This window comes from Microvirga calopogonii, from assembly GCF_003347665.1.
Classification (GTDB): domain Bacteria; phylum Pseudomonadota; class Alphaproteobacteria; order Rhizobiales; family Beijerinckiaceae; genus Microvirga; species Microvirga calopogonii.
Genome location: NZ_QDGA01000047.1, coordinates 1 through 17,332 on the forward strand (window position 1 = coordinate 1; position 17,332 = coordinate 17,332).

The following is a 17,332-nucleotide window of genomic DNA, read 5'->3' on the forward strand; positions in this document are numbered from 1 at the left end:
TGCCACCGGACGTGGCGTCATGCCGAAATCCTGCTCGTCGGGGCCATCCTGGCGCCCGGCAAGCGCACCGTGACCAGCATCTTGCGCATCTGCGGCCTCAGCCGCGAGCGCCACTTCGTCAACGACCATCGCGTGCTCAGCCGGGCCCGTTGGAGTGGGCGCGAAGCGGCCCGGCTGCTGCTGGGCCTGCTGATCCAGGCCTTTGTCCCGGCGGGTCCGGTCATTCTCGGTCTCGACGACACCATCGAGCGCCGCCGCGGCAAGCGCATCAAGGCCAAGGGCATCTACCGCGATCCGGTGCGCTCCTCGGATGCTCATTTCGTCAAGGCCTCGGGCCTGCGCTGGCTCAGCCTCATGCTCCTGGCTCCGATCCCATGGGCGGCCCGCACATGGGCTCTGCCGTTCCTCACCGCCCTGGCACCCTCCGAGCGGTACTGCCGTGAGCGCAGACAGCGGCACAAAAAGCTGACCGACTGGGCCCGCCAGATGGTGCTGCAGGTTCGGCGCTGGCTGCCCGAACGCGAGCTGGTGCTGGTGGCTGACATGGGTTTTGCCGCTCTGGAGCTACTGGCGGCTTTGGCCCGCCGCGGCGTGATCTGCATCACCCGGCTTCGCTTGGATGCCGCCCTCTATGAGCCGGCCCCACGGCGCCGGCCGGGGACGAAGGGCCGGCCGCGCAGCAAAGGAGCACGCCTGCCGAACCTGTCTGATGTGCTGAAGCGGACGAGCACCGGCTGGCGCCGCGTCACAGTGCCGGGCTGGTATGGCGACGGAGACCGTGTGATCGAATTCTGCTCTGCGACCGCGGTGTGGTGCCATAGCGGAAAGCCCGTCGTGCCGATCCGCTGGGTGCTGCTGCGATCCGCTCGGGCGCTTCTCGCCCCAGGCGTTGCTGTGCACCGATCCGAAGCGCGACCCGCTGCCGATCATCCGCTGGTTCATCCTGCGCTGGCAGCTCGAGGTCACCTTCCAGGAGGCGCGCGCCCATCTGGGCGTGGAGACCCAGCGGCAATGGTCGGACCGTGCTGTCGCCCGCACGACGCCCTGCTTGTTCGGCCTGTTCTCGATCATAACCCTTCTGGCGGCCCAACTCGGTCAGCGCACCCGCACGGCTGTTTGGACCGACAGCTGGTACCGCAAGTCTCATCCGACGTTTGCGGATACTCTGGCTGCGGTGCGGGAGAACATCTGGCGCGAAACGGGTTTACTCACGTCCCGGCGCCGGCGCAAAATGCCAAAACCCTCACGCGCGCTTCAGCGATGCTTGCTATACGCACTTTGCCATGCCGCCTGATTGGCCAAACTCGAGCTTACATCGAGCAACAAAATTGTTCAACAGTCTCTCAGTTCAATCTGTGGCAAAGGTGCTCCCATGTCCGATAGATTTATTGACTGCGGGGATGATCTTATCTCCCCAGAGTTCGATCTGTCGGAGCATAGTCATCTGATCGAAATCTCCCAGCTGGGTCGGAATTGTAATCTGGTTGGGCTTTAGGATGTCCATCTCTTCCAGAAGGCGATCGATCACTCGGTTCACACTTCCGATCGGCAGGTTCGCGCGCATGGCCCCAAAGGACATGTCCTGTTGCGCCGGCGTTTCCTGCAGCACATAACCATCCTGATTCTGCTGGCGGCGCTGATGCAGTGCTCCAGACAGTCGGCGTTGGAAGCGTGCGTTATCGAGATAGCTCGTGATCTCCGCGTCATTATCGCTGGCATAGCAGCAGCGGAAAAGCGATATCTTGGAGTCAGTGATGTTCTTTCCCTCGCAAGCCGCCGCTTCCTCGATATTTTTCGCAGGGTGCTTAAGCTCTCCGAGCCGTTGTGGAATGCCGTGACGAATAGATGGTGTCCCTCACGATAAGCCCGGCTCATGCTGCGCCCGGACGCGGTGGCGATCCAAATCGGCGAGGTCGGCTTCTGGATAGTGCGCAGCGAAATCGCCGTCAGAGGTAACTTCTCGTATTTGCCATTGTGCTCGAATACCTTCTGCTGCAAACCCTTGAGAGGGATGTCCAAGTATTCCAAGAATACGGCTCGCGCTTCATCAACATTGACGCCAAACCGCTCAAACTCGAACTGCTGGTATTCAGAACCGACGCCGAGCTCAAGGCGGCCGCTCGAAACAATATCGGCAAAGCCAATTTCGGAGAGAAGGCACTGCGGTTGATAAAGCGGCAGCACGCAGACGGCGGTGCCGAGGCGAATAGTGTTCGTCACTCCGGCACAGTGGGCCATCATCATTATTGATCCGGCTTGGGTGATCTTGAACTACGCGGCATAGCGGAAGGATGGATGCCCGAAGTAGCTCCGGATCCGGTCGGGCAACTTGGCGAGCCGGCGCATGTGGCTGATGACGGTGCGCTTGAGTTCGGGCTTGCTGCGGGCGGGCGGCTTGCGGGTCACAGCCTGCTTCAGGTCGGCGTTCAGGCCCTCGTCCGGGTTCAACTCAGGGCTATAGGATGGCAGGGAGAAGACCTCGATCTGCTCCGTACGCGCGGCCAACCAGTCCTGCACCGCCCGGGCCCGATGAACCGGCAGGTTGTCCCAGATCAGGAATACCTTGCCGCTGGCCTCCTGGATCAGCCGCGCGAGAAAGCGGATCAGGCTCGGGGCCTTGACGGCGCCCTCGAGCACCATCCAGCGCAGTTCGCCCTTGTTGGTCACGGCCGAGATCAGGCCCAGCCCCGCGCGCTTGTGGCTGGGGCGCACCACAGGCGTCCGGCCGCGTGGAGCGAAGCTGCGGCCGCGCACATCGTCCGAGCGTAGGCCGGTCTCATCTCCCCAGAAGATCGTGCCCTTCTCGGCTCTGGCTTGCGCCACGATGGCCGGGTAGTCCTGCCGCAGCCAGCGCCGCACCGCCTTCGGCGACTGCTCATAGGCGCGCCGGAGCGGCTTCTGGGCCGTGAAGCCCCACCGCGCCAGATAGGTGCCGATGGTGCGCACCGCCAGCCGGATCCCACACTGCCGCTCGATCAGCATCCGCACCGCCGCCCGGCTCCACAGGGCGAAGGGCAGGTCGAGTTCGTCGGGCGTGTGCCGGCTCATCAGAGCGCGGACCTGGGCTTCCTGCTCGGCCTCGAGAAACCGTCCTGTGCCGGGTGCTGGCCCCCGCGGCCCACTGGCCAATCCCGCCAGGCCCTGCTCGGCGAAGCGGCGGCAGATATCGAACACACCGGTGCGGGTCAGGCCCACCTGCGCGGCAATGGCATCATACGTCAGGCCGCTCTCGCGCAGTCCGACGACCTGCCGGCGGCGCTCCTCTTGCGCGGCTGCTGGCAGCTTGCGCATGTCGACATGTTTCATCCCGCCAAACTGGATTCCTCCGCCGCAGATTTCAAGAGTACCCAAGCCGGATCAATAATGGTGACGGAACTACGGCCTGTTAGTTCTTGAGCCAGTCGATTGCTGCGGCGAGGCAGAGCAGGCCCATGAAGGATGAGGCGGTCTTTTCGTAGCGCGTTGCAACAGCCCGCCACTCTTTCAATCTGGCCCAGAGCCGCTCGACAACATTGCGATTGTTGTAAACCCTGTCCGGACAGGCGACCGGCGCCTCATTCGGCTTGGCCGGGATCGCCGGTCTCGCACCGAGGCTCCAGATGTACTCGCGGAAGCTGTGACTGGAAGAGCCACGATCGGCCACCACCCAGTTCGGTCCCCCGGCAGAGAGGCGAGCAGCGGAATGGCGTCAGGCAGCTCGTGCGCCTGACCCGGGGCAAGGCGAAACGCGATGGCGCGTCCGAGAGCGTCGGCGATCACGCAAGCCTTGGTGCCATCGCCGCCACGAGAGCGACCAAGGGCTTCACGCTCGTCTCGTTGAGCTTGAGAGCCCCTTGTCGACGCGCTCCCGCGGCCTTCTGGTGCGCGCGCACGCTGGTGCCGTCGAGGAAGGTCATGCCAAGCTGGATGCCGCGCTCCTGCACCAGGTTGAGCAAACGCTCCCAGACGCCCAGGCGCGCCCAGCGGATGAAGGTCTGAGCGGCCCGCCACCATGGACCCAGTTCAGCGGGAACGCCCGCCACTGAGCACCATTCTCATGCCGCCAGAGAATGTGGCATCCAGTGTCCGGCGCAGATCCCGCGGTGGGGTCTTGCCCTTCGGACGGCACTGTTCCACCAAAGGCTCCAGCATCGCCCATTGTGCGTCCGTCAGCATGGCTCCTCCTCAGACAGGACGAGCAAAACGCCTCCAAGTGCAAAGGGTTCAAGTTATAACAGGCCGTAAATACACGGTTACTATAGGAAGTATAGCGTTCAAGCATTACATTCATATGAAGTACACTCTCATAGCTCCGAAGAAGTGCAGGCTTTCTTGAGCACGTAGATCAGGTCTTCTGGATGCGATGCTCCGATTGGCCGCCGGGGTCCGAACCGCTCCGACTCGGAGGCCGCTGGCGGGGTCTGGTCCTCGACCCAATCGTAGACGACAGTACGTTCCGCAATCCGCCATTCCCCTGCCCTCTTCTGAAATAAGTCGCAGTAGCGTCCGCAGAGAAGCACTTGATGTATGGCGCCGGCCTCGTCCAGTCCGCGTTGTAGCGCGGTGAAATAGCTCTCGACCGCAGCCGCTGCCGGGCCGATGAACTCAATCAGGATGTTCGCGATCTGGTGGGCGTTCCGCGGTCTGGTCTTGAAGGCACCGATCGCAAACTGGATCAAGTCCATGGCGGAGCCAGAATAAGCACCGTGATTGTCATGGGATCGGGCCAATACGAGCTACGCAGCGTGGCCTCGTCGGCGCGATCTATTCCACGGCAGTACCAATAGAGGCAGTCGCGGATCCCCTCCTGGTCAAGTAGTTCAGTAATCCTTGCTTCGTTCATTGGCTCTCTCGCGAATGCTGAGGTTGGCTTGGAACAGGCGTTCTCGGACCTCTGGTCCGCTGCAACGATCTCGAACGGGTCGACGCTTGCAGCTGAACTGGCAGCGAAGTTCGGCTGCTGGTGGCGCGCGGTGTGGCGCATCTCGATACTGGAGTGGAAGACGCCACTGCCCTGCTCAACGGGAAATATGGCAGAATTGATGACGCCCACCTCCCTCGTCTGTGTGCGGGCACATCGCGCCGACCTGTTACTGCAGGCCTCTATTCAGCTACAGGTGTCTCTGACTGAGTTCTCAGTTGCTAAGGTAGGCGAGCCGCCGTACAATCGTTCAGCAACTTCTCGAATCCCTGCGTGCGGCTTTACGACCTCGGGCATCGCTCTGGTGGTGGGTGCCTTGCGTTGCTTGGCCTGTTTGAGCGTCGGGCCGCGCGCTTGCGGAGGAAGCTCGACTGCAACGACCGATCGGGCCCGACTACCTTTGAGCTGTGGTCGATTAATGTGAGCATCGTCTGGGCCGTCTCCGCCCCCGACGCGAACTTGACTGGAACGTTTGTTGCGTGCTCGCCCGCGGTTTCGGCTGCGATGAATATCCCGTCTTCCGAAACACGCCGCCGCGGAAAATGCCTGTGGACTTCAGTTAGTTGTGGTTAATATCCGGCGGCCATGCACCGCTGACGGAAGCCACTCCTAATCCAAGCCGAGCCTGCCCTTGGACCGTATGAGCGGGCCTTCGCCTTCCTCTGAGCCGAAGCAGTTGTCGAAGTCTTTGCACTCCCGGCAACTGGTTGCGAGGCATGTCGAGAAACCTTCAGCCTCGCAGAGCCTGCGGTAAAAGTACTTCTTCCATTTCATGTTTTTGGCGTTTCCTGCCGCCAACATCGGGAAATGCGTCGCAAGCAAACGGCTGAGCTCAGCCCGGTTAAAGAGGCCGAGGTTCTGCCAGAGATGGTCATTGCGCAGCGCCCGCCGGGCGATGATCTTGGCGAAGCGGGCGCTTACCCGGCTGCCCGGTCTGGCATGCGCCAACAGGAGGTCGCGCAGTAGTCCTTCCTCGATATCCGGTTCCCGGTCTTTCTCCTCTTCTAAGGCGAAGGCGTTGACAGGGACAGCGGGGAAGTTGCGGCACAGGACATTACGCAACTCGGCAAGCGAGAGGCCTGTAGCCTCTGTCGCAGTCGCCTCACCGACATTGATCTCTTCAAGCGCGAGAGAGAGGACACAGGCAAGCACATGCTGGTCGAATTTCGTCTCCAAATCGATCGGCCGTTCGTCGATACTGCGTGATTGTGAGTGTCGTCGCTCATCGGACCAACAGGACATTCGGAGCCCACGAGGGATGCCTGTTCCCGATCGAACGCGGTTTTGACGCAGACCTGACATGTTTCTTCCCTTCCGGTGGTTCACCGAGCCGTGGCACTTCGACCGGTAGCTACCAGCTGCCCTAGGACGGGAGAGCTTCAAAAGTCATGCCAACTGCGCCGCACCCGCTCTAGAAGTAATTTCTCCATCCTGGTCAACGGCTTGAGCGACGGGCAGGAACTCGGGCCGAACATCACCATGCCGCGAATGCGACAAACCTGACAGGAAATGTCGACGGCCTGGCGCCTCCCCCGGAGCGGCCGACAAGATTGCTCCACGGCAGCAATGCAACTCACCGGGATCCAACCGCGCTGAGTGTGGTCCGATATTCGACAATGTCCGACAGGCGACATGGCAGTGTTGCAGCCAACACATTGTTCTGGAATGCATTTTCCTTTCTGGCACAGGACATGCATGGTTCCCCGCAAATGCGTCGCGGTGTCAGGAGGCAGGCCTTGTCGGAACCTGATTGGCATTGTCCATCGGGCATGAGTGCTAATCGTCATAACGCGCGGGCGCACTCGGCGCGCCCTTTGCTCAACGCCGCCATTCCTATTGAGTGTCCGGAAATGCGTTTGTCGGAATTGCGCGATCGGGGGTCAATCGGCGGTTACGGCCGTAGGGAGACCGGTTGGATAATCTGTCACGTTCAGGGCGTCCAGGCCGGTTGGGGCTTCGTCAACATTATCAGGTGTTCCTATCTCGGTCTGCCTTACGATCCTGTCGCGATCGCACTGCTACTCTTCCGCGAACGTGAGCAGCGGGTCGCCGACCTCACTTCCACCGCCAACGGCGCGGAAGACCTGCCCCAAGACATCCAGGTCACCAATATCGATGTCGATCGTGTGGCAAAGACCGCGGCCCAGGCTTCTCCCTATAACCGAATTGGAAAAAGGGTCGGGGGCAGCAGAGGTCCCATCCCATGGCCGGGATCTCCGCCGAGTCCCGTGTTGCTTCACACCCGGCCGAGAAACAATGCGCGAGTCTCTATTCTGGAGGAGCAACACCGATGGCAGTGAAAACGACAGTTCCCTTCGTCACCTTTCGCACGCGTGTTCGCGACGGCTCTCTAAGGGGACCGAATCCATACCGTTGGGAAGACAAGACATCCGACGACTATTTCAGGGGCAAACGCGTCATCCTGTTCTCGCTGCCTGGCGCCTATACTCCGACCTGCTCCACCTACCAACTCCCCGACTTCGAGAAGCTCTATGACGAGTTTGAGGCAGAAGGAGTTGATGCGATCTACTGCCTCTCCGTCAACGATGCCTTTGTAATGAACTCGTGGGGCAAAGCCTTGGGTCTTCAGAAAATCCAACTCATCCCGGACGGCTCAGGCGAGTTCACGCGAAAGATGGGGATGCTGGTTGCCAAGGAAAATCTTGGCTTCGGCATGCGCTCCTGGCGTTATGCCGCAGTGATAAACAATGGTGTGGTGGAGCAGTGGTTCGAGGAGGAAGGTTTCTCCGACAATTGCGAGACCGACCCTTATGGGATCTCGTCGCCGCAGATGGTTCTCGAAGCGCTAAAGGCCGCTAAAGGCCGCTAAAGGCCGCGGTCATCGCATGACCCAGACACGTCAACGTCTCACAGGGCCCACCTACGCACAGCGAAGTGCGTTGCTCGATAGGAGTTTTGCGCTAGCCATGAAGTCGTCCGCAAGCATATTCCAGTGTCAGAAGCAAACGTTCGTTGCTACACCTCAACTCATTGAGTCAATCCGCTTGCTGCAGCTGACGCATGCCGAACTACGTCAGTTCGTGGAGCACGAAATTGAGAAGAACCCGCTTTTGGAGCTGGCGTCAAACGATGGCGAGGCTTCAAGCGATGTTTTGTCAACTTCAGGGGGAGATGCGTACATCAGCGCACACGAGAACGTTGGTCATGGACTGACCACGTCCTGCGCGCTGGAACGGCTTAGTCAATCGAAATCACCGGGCGCGACAACCAACGTTCCGCCCATGCAAGGCCTTGCACGAGACCAGTTTACCGCCGAATCAGAAACATTGCATAACTATGTCGCTCGTCAGATTGCGCTCACTGTATTCCCTCCCCAGGACCAGCTGATTGCGGGTGAGCTTGCCGGTCACCTAGAAGACACTGGGTATCTTCGGGTCGACCTCTTGGAGTTGGCCGGGAGCCTAAATGTCCGGGAGGCTGACGTGGAGCGGGTTCTTGGAACATTGCAGCGTTTTGATCCACCGGGAGTTTTTGCGCGAACACTCAGCGAATGCCTTGAGATACAGTTGCGGCAGCGCGACCGGTTCGACCCAGCAATGGCAGCTTTGGTCGCCAATCTTGAGATGCTCGCGCAGCGGGACTTTCAGGCGTTGAAGCGGCGTTGCGGGGTCGATGAAGACGACATTCTCGACATGCTGCATGAAATCCGCGCTCTCGATCCCAAGCCTGGAAACCGGTTCCAATCCGGAGGCCCCGAGTTCATTACTCCCGACGTCTTGGTCCAACCGGCGCCTGGGGGTGGGTGGCAAGTCGAGCTTGAGCCCGACACGCTGCCTAAGCTTCTGATCAACCAAACTTACTTCGCTGAAGTCTCACGCGCTACCAGCCAAGATTCGAGGGATCAGGCATTTCTCAAAGAATGCTTGCAAAATGCGAACTGGCTAATTCGCAGCCTGGACCAGCGCGCCAAGACGATCCTTAAGGTAGCGGCTGAGATCGTCCGCCAGCAAGATGCCTTTCTGGAACGTGGCGTCGCCCACCTGAGGCCTCTTAATCTCAGGGCTGTCGCTGACGCGATCAACATGCACGAGTCGACCGTAAGCCGCGTGACGTCACAAAAGTATATGCTCACCCCTCGCGGCGTGTTCGAGCTGAAGTATTTTTTCACCGCAGCAATCGCCTCCTCCGATGGTGGTGATGGGCACTCCGCCGAAGCGGTCCGCCACCGGATCAAGGCGATGGTTGCTGGGGAGCCGAACAATAATGTGCTGTCGGACGACGACATCGTCGCCCGACTCAAGGAGACCGGCGTTGAGATTGCCCGCCGCACTGTCGCAAAGTATCGCGACTCAATGAACATCCCCTCCTCCGTACAACGTCGCCGGGAAAAGCGCATGAAGGCCTAGAGGCTGATGAGTAACTGTTTGGTAGCGGAACGTTGTTGGGACCGGGTGCGTTGGGCGATTGAGGAATATACTTGGCGCTTCGACGGCTCGCGGCGCCCACCGCGGGCCTGGTGGAGGATCTGATGCTGTCCCTTCATCCGCAAGCCCGCACCACCCCGGCGGTCCGTCAGGAGATCGCCCGCTCGAGAGAGCCCACCGGCGTGCTGGCCCAGCGTTTCAGTGTGAGCACCGAAAGCATCCGCAAGTGGCGCAAACGTGGCGTGCAGGACTGCCAGGACCATAGCAGCCCGCCGCACAAGCTGCCCTGGAAAGCCACCGAGGAGGAACGTGCGATCGTCTGCGCTCTGCGCCGGGCCACCGGCTTTCCGCTCGATGATCTCACCTTCATCGTCACGCACTTCCTGCCGCATCTGAACCGCGATGCCGTCTACCGCATCCTCAAGGCTGAGGGGCTCGGCCGCCTGCCGCCGGCGCAGCAGCGCAAGCGCAAGAGCGGCAGGTTCAAGGATTACGATCTCGGCTTCGTGCACATGGACATCAAGCACCTGCCCAAGCTGCGGACCGCCAATGGCGAGAGCCGCAAGCGCTTTCTCTATGTGGCCATCGACCGCTGCTCGCGCTGGGTGCACCTGGCGGTCAAGGACGACGAGCTGGCCACCAGCGCCATCGCCTTCCTGACCGAGGCGGTGCGCGCCTTCCCCTTCCAGGTCACTCACGTCCTGACGGACCGAGGATCCTGCTTTACCGCCGATGGCTTCGAGGACGCCTGCCGCAAACTGAAGGTGGAGCATCGCAAGACCAAGCCCTACACGCCGCAAACCAATGGTCTTGTGGAGCGCTTCAACGGCCGCGTGCAGCGCGAGGTGCTGGGGATCACGATCTACAGCCATCGGGATCTGGAGACGCTGCTCAAGGGCTTCAACCAGGCCTACAACCAGAGACGCCAGCGCGTGTTGAAGGGGCGATCCCCCGAGCAGGTCGTGCACAGCCGCCTGGCTGCCGAGCCCAAGCTGGCCAACCGACGCTACAAGCCACCCAATTCAGACGCGTTGCCGCCAGCCCTCCAGGTCGTCGCTCGCGCCAAGGAGGTCTCGCATCCAGACAACTAGGACGGGAGAGCTTCAAAAGTCATGCCAACTGCGCCGCACCCGCTCTAGAAGTAATTTCTCCATCCTGGTCAACGGCTTGAGCGACGGGCAGGAACTCGGGCCGAACATCACCATGCCGCGAATGCGACAAACCTGACAGGAAATGTCGACGGCCTGGCGCCTCCCCCGGAGCGGCCGACAAGATTGCTCCACGGCAGCAATGCAACTCACCGGGATCCAACCGCGCTGAGTGTGGTCCGATATTCGACAATGTCCGACAGGCGACATGGCAGTGTTGCAGCCAACACATTGTTCTGGAATGCATTTTCCTTTCTGGCACAGGACATGCATGGTTCCCCGCAAATGCGTCGCAGAGTGAGGAGAGGACGTCCAATGATCACGCTCACCGACAATGCTGTCGCCGCTGTGAAGACTGCGCTTCATCGAGCCGCCGAACCGGTCGAGGGCTTGCGCATCATGGTTCAAGCCGGCGGCTGCGCTGGCTTCAAATACCTAATGGGCCTGGACAGTGTCGTGCACGAGGGCGATGCGATCATCGAAAGAGATGGGATCAAGGTTTTCGTCGACGTACGCTCCCAACCCCTTGTGGCCGGCATGATCGTCGATTTCATCACGGAACTCGATTCCTCCGGCTTTGTCTTCGACAATCCCAACGCACGAGAGAAGTGCGGCTGCGGTAAATCCTTTGGCTGATCGCGTGAAACAGGGAGTAGGGTCATGTGGGACTACAGTGACCAGGTGAAGGAACACTTCTTCAACCCAAGGAATGCCGGCGTTCTGGAAACAGCCAATGCTGTCGGCGAGGCTGGCGCCATCTCTTGCGGCGATGCGCTTAGGTTGATGATCCACATTGATCCACTGACGGAGACGATCACTGACGCGAAATTTCAGACGTTCGGCTGCGGCTCCGCGATTGCCTCCTCGTCGGCGCTCACCGAACTCATCATCGGAAAAACCGTCGACGAAGTGCTCCGGATCACTAATCAGGACATAGTTGACTTTCTCGGTGGCCTTCCGCTGGAGAAGATGCATTGCTCAGTGATGGGTTACGAGGCACTGCAGGCTGCAATCAGTAATTTTCGTGGCGAGCAATGGGTCAATGACCATGACGGAGGCGCGCTGGTTTGCAAATGCTTCGGTATCGACGAAACGATAATTGAACGGGCCGTCCGCATCAACAGGCTCACCACCATCGAGCAGATCTCTCACTACACAAAGGCGGGTGGCGGCTGCAGCACGTGCTTAGAATCCGTTGAGGAAGTGCTTGTCCGAATCAACGCAGCGATGGCGGCTGAAGGCCTCATTACGGCAGAACAGGCTTATGTTGTTGGCGCGACGGATATCCGCGCACTCAACAACGAGGCGAGGGCGAGCACACAATCGGAACCGGTGGTCGCATCCGGTAAGACGCCGAGAATGTCGCCACTCAGAACAGCTCGCTTTCCAGCGAAACCGGGAGCTGCCAGCCATCGATTGACGCCTCTGCAGCGAATTCGCTTGATAGAAGACGCTGTCGAGGGCGTGCGCTCTCACCTGAAGGCCGACGGCGGGGATTGCGAGCTTGTGGATGTCGACGGCGACCAGGTCTACGTCCGACTCTCCGGCCGATGCGCCGACTGTCAGATCGCCTCGGCTACTATCAACAGCATGCGCCAGAAACTTCATGAGGCGACTGGGCTCGCGCTTTGCGTCATTCCTGTCAGCAGGGGATCCCACCCATGAGGCCTATCTATCTCGACAATAACGCGACGACCCGAGTCGATCCTGAAGTCGTCCAAGCGATGCTACCGTTATTTACGGATCAATTCGGCAATCCTTCGTCGATACACGATTTCGGTGCCTCCGTGGGTGCGGCGGTGAAGGAGGCACGCCGGCAATTGCAAGCGCTGATCGGTGCGGAGTTTGACCATGAGATCACCTTCACCTCAGGTGGGACGGAAAGTGACAATGCAGCGATTCTTTCGGCCCTTGAGGTGATGCCTCACCGCACGGAGATCGTGACCTCCGCGGTCGAACACCCAGCCGTGCTGACGCTATGTGCGCATCTTGAGAAGACGCGTGGCATCAAGGTGCACACTATCCCAGTGGATCGCCATGGCAGGCTAGACCTTGATGCCTACCGGGCCGCTCTCACCCCGCATGTGGCAATCGTCTCGATCATGTGGGCGAACAACGAAACCGGTACTATCTTCCCCGTGGCCGAGCTTGCTGATTTAGCTAAGGAAGTTGGCGCGCTTTTTCATACCGACGCGGTGCAGGCGGTCGGCAAGCTCCCGATGGACGTGAAGTCTGTCGCAATTGATATGTTGTCGCTGTCCGGCCACAAGGTGCACGGTCCAAAAGGGATTGGCGCACTTTATGTCAGGCGGGGTGTGCGCTTCCGCTCACTAGTGAAAGGAGGACACCAGGAACGCGACCGGCGTGCGGGCACTGAGAACACTGCCGGCATAGTCGGGTTTGGCAAGGCGGCCGAACTCGCCTTGAAATTTATGGACGATCAGAACACACGGGTAAAGTCGCTCCGCGACCGTCTGGAGAAAGGACTTCTCCAGCGCATCCCAAACGCTTTCGTTAACGGCGACCTGCTGGAGCGGCTGCCGAATACTGCAAACATCGCCTTCGAGTATATCGAAGGAGAGGGCATACTACTTCTCCTCAGTCGCGAAGGTATTGCCTGCTCCTCAGGCTCAGCCTGCTCGTCTGGCTCGCTGGAGCCGAGCCATGTCCTCAGGGCGATGAACGTCCCCTTTACCGCGGCACACGGTGCAATCCGCTTCTCCTTCTCGCGCGACAACAGCGAGGACGATGTCGACCGGGTACTGGAGGTAATGCCCGGAATCGTGGAGAAGTTGCGTGATCTTTCGCCGTTCGGGGGACGTAGAGACGAAGTTTCAAGGAACTTTGATCCGGTCTAGGCCGGAGGAGTAGAAGAGCCGATAGCAGGTCATGAGATGTCCGGTCTTTCTCAGACGATATGCCCCTGCGCGATGGCGAGCATCCACCCGACGTTAGCTTCACGACGGCAGAGAAGCTGGAAATGGCCGGGTCACTCCCGACGGCCGGCGTCACCGAGATCGACACCGGCAGGGCCATGGACGCAGACGAGACCGAGGCAATTCGCGCTGCGTTTCACCGTTGGACTCACAGGAGGTAGCGGATGACATCGCAGGATTTCGACCCGGCTCACGAGCGCGGTGTCGGCGCCGTTACTCGATCGGTGCCTGCCCCGAAAATCCGGCTGATCGCCAAGCTCAGGCTTTATCAGGGCGAACCGCTTCAGGTCACCGAGTACTTGGCCGCGCGGGCCGCCGCCCCTAGCTTCTTCGTCGCGGCGGGGGCGAAGATGCATTGCCTACCGACCGCTACCATCTCGCCCGAGTCATCGAGAAAGCCGTGAGCGTCGGCGATGTGGCGCTGGATGAGGTGGCCGCCGCGACAGCCGTTCCCGACGGCACGAGCATAGGCCTCAAGCTTGCAGCGTCGTCTGGACTCGACACCCATGTTGTGCGGGCCACCCGCCGGCCGACAGCAGCCAGCAAGCCGCTCGTCGGGGGTGTTGTCTTCACCTATGAATCCGGCGGCCACGTCCCAGGGCTGCTGAAGGATCCCTGCTCGTATCAAGAGTTAGGTCCAGCTCTCGTCGGCCGCCGCACGGCGGCCAGGACAAAATGGGCCCTCACTGCAGCTGAGCTGGTCGAGCTCTTCGACAGCCTGTGCAGCGAGGTTGCCGGCGGAACCGGGGAAATCGGTTGAGGCCAGGGATGTCATTTATCCTCACCACCACTCCTTCCGGCATAGCAGCCGAGCGACGCGACGTAAAAGCCGTTCCCTCGTCCTTGACGGCCATGCTCCGTGAGGAAATCGCCTGCGTGAAGGCGCACGACCTCGCCCCGTGTGCGGCAAGCTCAAAATTATGCTCATTTATCCCGGAGTTCACGTGAGCATCCGGCACCGGATCACTAATGAGTTGTGGCGGCAGGGCTCCCCAGCGCGCTTGCCGATCTGGGCGCTCCGTCTCATGACGAATGTCGACTTCCATCCGGACGCAATGGTCGGCCAGCGCTGCCTGATCGTTCATGGCACCCGTGCCGTCGTCGGCAAGAGCGCCGGAGTCGGCCGTTATGTGGCCTCCTCCGACAGTGTGACACTGGTCGTCATATCCTGTGCGCCAGGAGAGCGCTGTTCGGCCCCTGTGAACTCAATGCAGCGGTCACCGAGGAGGTCCTGCGTCAACTGACGGCGGTTGACATACCCAGCCGCATTGTTACTTGCCGACCGGCCGGAGACGCGATGTCCTGGCTCGTCAACCCTGTCTCGCTCCCCGAACTGAGGCTTTCGCAGTTGCAACGTCAACTTACCACAAAATCGCCCGAGCCACCATTGTCGATCAGGAGAGAATGCAATGAGCATTGGTCCCGCTAAAATCCGTCACATCGATGTTCTCGCGCAACTCGAGGATCTGTCGAATGCGGAGGAGTTCTTCGCGGTCCTTGGCGTCTCCTATGATCCGAAGGTGCTCAAAGTCTCAAGGTTCCATATTATGAAGCGTATGGGGCAATACCTCGCCGCAGAGGACTTCTCTAAAGTTCCCGACCAGGCGATCGCGGCGCGGGTGTGCGCCATACTGGAACGCGCCTACGAGGACTTCGCGAGTTCCTCACCGCTCAAGCACCGAGTCTTTAAAGTGCTTCGAGATCACGATCCGGACAAACCTACCGCTCGGAGCCGCACCTTCATCCCACTCGATTCCGTCTCGACGCTGTTCGGAAAGATATGAAGGCGACACGATTTCAATGAGACAATGTCGAGAAGCTGACAAGTTAAGTCATCACGATGGCATATTCAGAAGAAAGAAATGTGATTTCAAAGACATAGAGGAAGGCACTATGACTGGTACGAATGATGCTAGGTAACGACTAGGTAAGGAAATGAACCCACAAGCCCGCATCCGGATAGTAGCCTAGCGAGACCGCCATGCACATCGTAGTCTGTATTAAGCAAGTACCGGACTCGGCGCAGATACGCGTCCATCCGGTGACAAACACGATCATGCGTCAGGGTGTGCCGACGATCATTAACCCTTATGACCTGTTCGCCCTTGAAGAGGCACTTAGATTGCGCGACACCCATGGCGGTGAGGTCACTGTGCTCACCATGGGGCCACCCATGGCAGAGGATGCGCTGCGCAAAGCGCTCACCTACGGGGCTGACCGCGCGGTGCTCTTGACCGATCGGTTTTTTGCCGGCTCCGACACGCTGGCGACATCCTTTGCTCTCTCCCAAGCAATCGTGAGGGTTGGCCAGGCTTTTGGTACCCCAGACATCGTCTTCACTGGCAAGCAGACTATAGACGGCGACACCGCCCAGGTCGGGCCCGGAATCGCAAAACGCCTGGACCTGCTCCAGCTCACCTATGTCGCGAAGATCGCTTCTGTTGATCCCCTCGCGCGCGAGATCGCGGTGGAGCGCCGCTCGGAAGGCGGCACGCAAATGCTGAAGAGCAGGCTGCCTTGTCTCATCACGATGCTGGAGGGCACCAATGAGATCCGCCGCGGCTCTCTCGCCGACGCTCTGCGCGCTGCGCGCAGCCAGGTCGTGAAGTGGAGTGCGGCTGACGCCGGGATCGAGGACCTCACTAAATGTGGCCTGCGCGGCTCTCCGACGGTCGTCAAGCGCGTTTTCGCCCCTCCCTCGCGGGCAGAAAAGGCAATGCAAATCGACACCACCGACAAGACGCTGCGCGACCTTGCCAACGAACTGGCCGCTACGATCCTGACCCGCCAGCCAGCGCTGGAACACGAACTGACCTTCCGCGATGGCGTGTGACGCCAAGGAGCAGACGATGTCGACTGCGAAGCGAGAAACCCCTCCTCCCGCCGCCGGCCGCGCTGGCATGAAGAAGGAACTGCCCGAGCATTTCAAGGATTACCGGCACGTCTGGGTCTTCATCGAGCGGGAGCGTGGGCAGATCCATCCTGTCTCCTTCGAACTGCTCGGCGCAGGTCGCAAACTCGCTGACAAGCTCGGCGCCCAGCTCGCGGGTGTCGTGCTCGGGCCGCCGGGAGAGGCCACCAAGCATGCCGTTGCCGAAGCTTTCGCTTACAATGCTGACCTTGTCTACGTCGTAGAGGCGCCGCTGCTGGCCGACTACCGGAACGAGCCTTTTACCAAGGCGATGGCGGATCTGGTCAATACCTACAAACCCGAGATCCTGCTCCTTGGGGCGACCACGCTTGGCAGGGATCTTGCCGGCTCTGTGGCGACGACCTTGCTGACAGGACTCACGGCCGACTGCACGGAACTCGATGTGGATACAGACGGTTCGCTGGCCGCAACGCGACCAACTTTCGGTGGTTCTTTGTTATGCACGATCTACACGCTCAACTACCGACCGCAGATGGCAACGGTGCGACCGAGGGTAATGGTCATGCCGCAGCGGGTGGACAAGCCGGTCGGGCGTATCATCAAGCACACCCTGTCGATGGCCGAGGAAGAAATCGTTACCAAAGTCCTCGGCTTCCTGTCCGATGGCCAGTCGACAACGGCAAAGCTTGCCTATGCCGACGTCGTGGTTGCCGGTGGCCTCGGTCTCGGCTCGGCGGAGAACCTGCAGCTTGTGAAAAATCTCGCGCGGGCGATCGGTGCCGAATATGGCTGCTCGCGCCCGCTGGTACAGAAGGGCTGGATGCCCGCTGATCGGCAGATCGGCCAAACCGGCAAGACTATTCGGCCAAAGCTTTACATAGCGGCCGGGATTTCCGGTGCCATCCAGCATCGGGTGGGTGTCGAGGGGGCCGATCTGATCGTGGCCATCAACACCGACCCGAACGCCCCAATCTTCGATTTCGCCCATGTCGGGGTCCTCACCGATGCGCTTCGCTTCCTGCCGGTATTGACGGACGCCTTCACCGAGCGGCTGTCGCCGCACAATCGCGGCAATCTTGCGAGCTAATGGA

The 17,332-nt window shown here is 60.3% G+C and carries 18 protein-coding genes and 2 pseudogenes; 14 read left to right on the forward strand and 6 right to left on the reverse strand.

Features of this window, described 5'->3' with window-relative positions; all coding sequences use genetic code 11:
* Nucleotides 1–1,383, forward strand: a 1,383-nt coding sequence (locus DDF70_RS23810) for an IS701 family transposase (RefSeq protein ID WP_245435620.1), incomplete at its 5' end; no start/stop codon positions are given.
* Here the strand turns inward: DDF70_RS23810 and DDF70_RS39260 are convergent.
* From DDF70_RS39260 to DDF70_RS23840, 6 genes and pseudogenes are all read right to left on the reverse strand, one after another.
* Nucleotides 1,349–1,609, reverse strand: coding sequence for a hypothetical protein (locus DDF70_RS39260; RefSeq protein WP_162820615.1), 261 nt, complete (start codon nucleotides 1,607–1,609; stop codon nucleotides 1,349–1,351). The two genes, DDF70_RS23810 and DDF70_RS39260, sit on opposite strands and share 35 nt — an antisense overlap.
* Nucleotides 1,534–2,244, reverse strand: coding sequence for an LLM class flavin-dependent oxidoreductase (locus DDF70_RS23820; protein WP_114947300.1), 711 nt, complete (start codon nucleotides 2,242–2,244; stop codon nucleotides 1,534–1,536). The genes DDF70_RS39260 and DDF70_RS23820 overlap by 76 nt, the downstream gene beginning before the upstream one ends.
* A 27-nt stretch (nucleotides 2,245–2,271) precedes the next feature.
* A complete protein-coding gene (locus DDF70_RS23825; protein WP_114947301.1) occupies nucleotides 2,272–3,306 on the reverse strand; it encodes an IS630 family transposase in 1,035 nt (344 codons plus the stop codon).
* 79 nt (nucleotides 3,307–3,385) lie between these two features.
* Nucleotides 3,386–4,155, reverse strand: a pseudogene (locus DDF70_RS23830) (IS5 family transposase).
* A 128-nt stretch (nucleotides 4,156–4,283) separates the two neighbouring features.
* Nucleotides 4,284–4,822: pseudogene (locus DDF70_RS23835) on the reverse strand (nuclear transport factor 2 family protein).
* A 687-nt stretch (nucleotides 4,823–5,509) separates the two neighbouring features.
* Nucleotides 5,510–6,142: a nitrogen fixation protein NifQ gene (locus tag DDF70_RS23840; protein ID WP_114947302.1), complete on the reverse strand. Its 633-nt coding sequence runs from the start codon at nucleotides 6,140–6,142 to the stop codon at nucleotides 5,510–5,512.
* Between the two features lie 494 nt (nucleotides 6,143–6,636).
* Between DDF70_RS23840 and DDF70_RS23845 the strand changes: the two genes are divergently transcribed.
* From DDF70_RS23845 to DDF70_RS23915, 13 genes are all read left to right on the forward strand, one after another.
* Entirely contained in the window at nucleotides 6,637–7,200 is a 564-nt protein-coding gene (locus DDF70_RS23845; protein WP_162820616.1) for a hypothetical protein, read from the forward strand.
* The gene (locus DDF70_RS23850) at nucleotides 7,191–7,730 is read left to right on the forward strand and encodes a peroxiredoxin (protein ID WP_114947304.1); all 540 of its coding nucleotides are present in this window, start codon (nucleotides 7,191–7,193) and stop codon (nucleotides 7,728–7,730) included. Before DDF70_RS23845 ends, DDF70_RS23850 begins: the two co-directional genes overlap by 10 nt.
* A 97-nt stretch (nucleotides 7,731–7,827) precedes the next feature.
* A complete protein-coding gene (rpoN, locus tag DDF70_RS23855; RefSeq protein WP_114947305.1) occupies nucleotides 7,828–9,267 on the forward strand; it encodes an RNA polymerase factor sigma-54 in 1,440 nt (479 codons plus the stop codon).
* Between the two features lie 122 nt (nucleotides 9,268–9,389).
* Nucleotides 9,390–10,376 (forward strand): IS481 family transposase, encoded by a 987-nt coding sequence (locus tag DDF70_RS23860; protein ID WP_114947306.1) that lies wholly within the window; start codon nucleotides 9,390–9,392, stop codon nucleotides 10,374–10,376.
* A 372-nt stretch (nucleotides 10,377–10,748) separates the two neighbouring features.
* Complete coding sequence (locus DDF70_RS23865; RefSeq protein WP_114947307.1) at nucleotides 10,749–11,069, forward strand: iron-sulfur cluster assembly accessory protein; 321 nt, start codon at nucleotides 10,749–10,751, stop codon at nucleotides 11,067–11,069.
* Between the two features lie 24 nt (nucleotides 11,070–11,093).
* Nucleotides 11,094–12,098 carry a Fe-S cluster assembly protein NifU gene (gene nifU / locus DDF70_RS23870; protein ID WP_114947308.1) on the forward strand — a complete coding sequence of 335 codons (1,005 nt, stop codon included), beginning with the start codon at nucleotides 11,094–11,096 and terminating at the stop codon, nucleotides 12,096–12,098.
* Complete coding sequence (nifS, locus tag DDF70_RS23875) at nucleotides 12,095–13,291, forward strand: cysteine desulfurase NifS (protein WP_114947309.1); 1,197 nt, start codon at nucleotides 12,095–12,097, stop codon at nucleotides 13,289–13,291. The genes nifU and nifS overlap by 4 nt, the downstream gene beginning before the upstream one ends.
* A gap of 59 nt (nucleotides 13,292–13,350) precedes the next feature.
* Nucleotides 13,351–13,530: a hypothetical protein gene (locus DDF70_RS39265; RefSeq protein ID WP_114947310.1), complete on the forward strand. Its 180-nt coding sequence runs from the start codon at nucleotides 13,351–13,353 to the stop codon at nucleotides 13,528–13,530.
* A gap of 3 nt (nucleotides 13,531–13,533) precedes the next feature.
* On the forward strand, nucleotides 13,534–13,773 hold the full coding sequence (locus DDF70_RS23885; protein WP_114947311.1) for a hypothetical protein: 240 nt from the start codon (nucleotides 13,534–13,536) through the stop codon (nucleotides 13,771–13,773).
* Nucleotides 13,770–14,129: a hypothetical protein gene (locus DDF70_RS23890; RefSeq protein ID WP_114947312.1), complete on the forward strand. Its 360-nt coding sequence runs from the start codon at nucleotides 13,770–13,772 to the stop codon at nucleotides 14,127–14,129. Before DDF70_RS23885 ends, DDF70_RS23890 begins: the two co-directional genes overlap by 4 nt.
* A gap of 649 nt (nucleotides 14,130–14,778) precedes the next feature.
* The gene (gene nifW, locus DDF70_RS23905; protein ID WP_114947315.1) at nucleotides 14,779–15,153 is read left to right on the forward strand and encodes a nitrogenase stabilizing/protective protein NifW; all 375 of its coding nucleotides are present in this window, start codon (nucleotides 14,779–14,781) and stop codon (nucleotides 15,151–15,153) included.
* Nucleotides 15,154–15,350: 197 nt separating this feature from the next.
* Nucleotides 15,351–16,202 (forward strand): electron transfer flavoprotein subunit beta/FixA family protein, encoded by an 852-nt coding sequence (locus tag DDF70_RS23910; protein ID WP_114947316.1) that lies wholly within the window; start codon nucleotides 15,351–15,353, stop codon nucleotides 16,200–16,202.
* A gap of 16 nt (nucleotides 16,203–16,218) precedes the next feature.
* Complete coding sequence (locus tag DDF70_RS23915) at nucleotides 16,219–17,328, forward strand: electron transfer flavoprotein subunit alpha/FixB family protein (RefSeq protein ID WP_114947337.1); 1,110 nt, start codon at nucleotides 16,219–16,221, stop codon at nucleotides 17,326–17,328.
* Nucleotides 17,329–17,332: the final 4 nt, after the last annotated feature.

Excerpts from the sequence above, each read along its gene's own strand:
- DDF70_RS23820 (WP_114947300.1), bottom strand. The coding sequence starts at position 2,244 with ATGATGATGGCCCACTGTGCCGGAGTGACGAACACTATTCGCCTCGGC.
- rpoN (WP_114947305.1), top strand. The coding sequence starts at position 7,828 with ATGAAGTCGTCCGCAAGCATATTCCAGTGTCAGAAGCAAACGTTCGTT.
- nifW (WP_114947315.1), top strand. The coding sequence starts at position 14,779 with ATGAGCATTGGTCCCGCTAAAATCCGTCACATCGATGTTCTCGCGCAA.
- DDF70_RS23840 (WP_114947302.1), bottom strand. The coding sequence starts at position 6,142 with ATGTCCTGTTGGTCCGATGAGCGACGACACTCACAATCACGCAGTATC.
- DDF70_RS23915 (WP_114947337.1), top strand. The coding sequence starts at position 16,219 with ATGTCGACTGCGAAGCGAGAAACCCCTCCTCCCGCCGCCGGCCGCGCT.
- DDF70_RS23885 (WP_114947311.1), top strand. The coding sequence starts at position 13,534 with ATGACATCGCAGGATTTCGACCCGGCTCACGAGCGCGGTGTCGGCGCC.
- DDF70_RS23850 (WP_114947304.1), top strand. The coding sequence starts at position 7,191 with ATGGCAGTGAAAACGACAGTTCCCTTCGTCACCTTTCGCACGCGTGTT.
- nifU (WP_114947308.1), top strand. The coding sequence starts at position 11,094 with ATGTGGGACTACAGTGACCAGGTGAAGGAACACTTCTTCAACCCAAGG.
- nifS (WP_114947309.1), top strand. The coding sequence starts at position 12,095 with ATGAGGCCTATCTATCTCGACAATAACGCGACGACCCGAGTCGATCCT.
- DDF70_RS39265 (WP_114947310.1), top strand. The coding sequence starts at position 13,351 with ATGCCCCTGCGCGATGGCGAGCATCCACCCGACGTTAGCTTCACGACG.
- DDF70_RS23865 (WP_114947307.1), top strand. The coding sequence starts at position 10,749 with ATGATCACGCTCACCGACAATGCTGTCGCCGCTGTGAAGACTGCGCTT.
- DDF70_RS23860 (WP_114947306.1), top strand. The coding sequence starts at position 9,390 with ATGCTGTCCCTTCATCCGCAAGCCCGCACCACCCCGGCGGTCCGTCAG.
- DDF70_RS23910 (WP_114947316.1), top strand. The coding sequence starts at position 15,351 with ATGCACATCGTAGTCTGTATTAAGCAAGTACCGGACTCGGCGCAGATA.
- DDF70_RS23825 (WP_114947301.1), bottom strand. The coding sequence starts at position 3,306 with ATGAAACATGTCGACATGCGCAAGCTGCCAGCAGCCGCGCAAGAGGAG.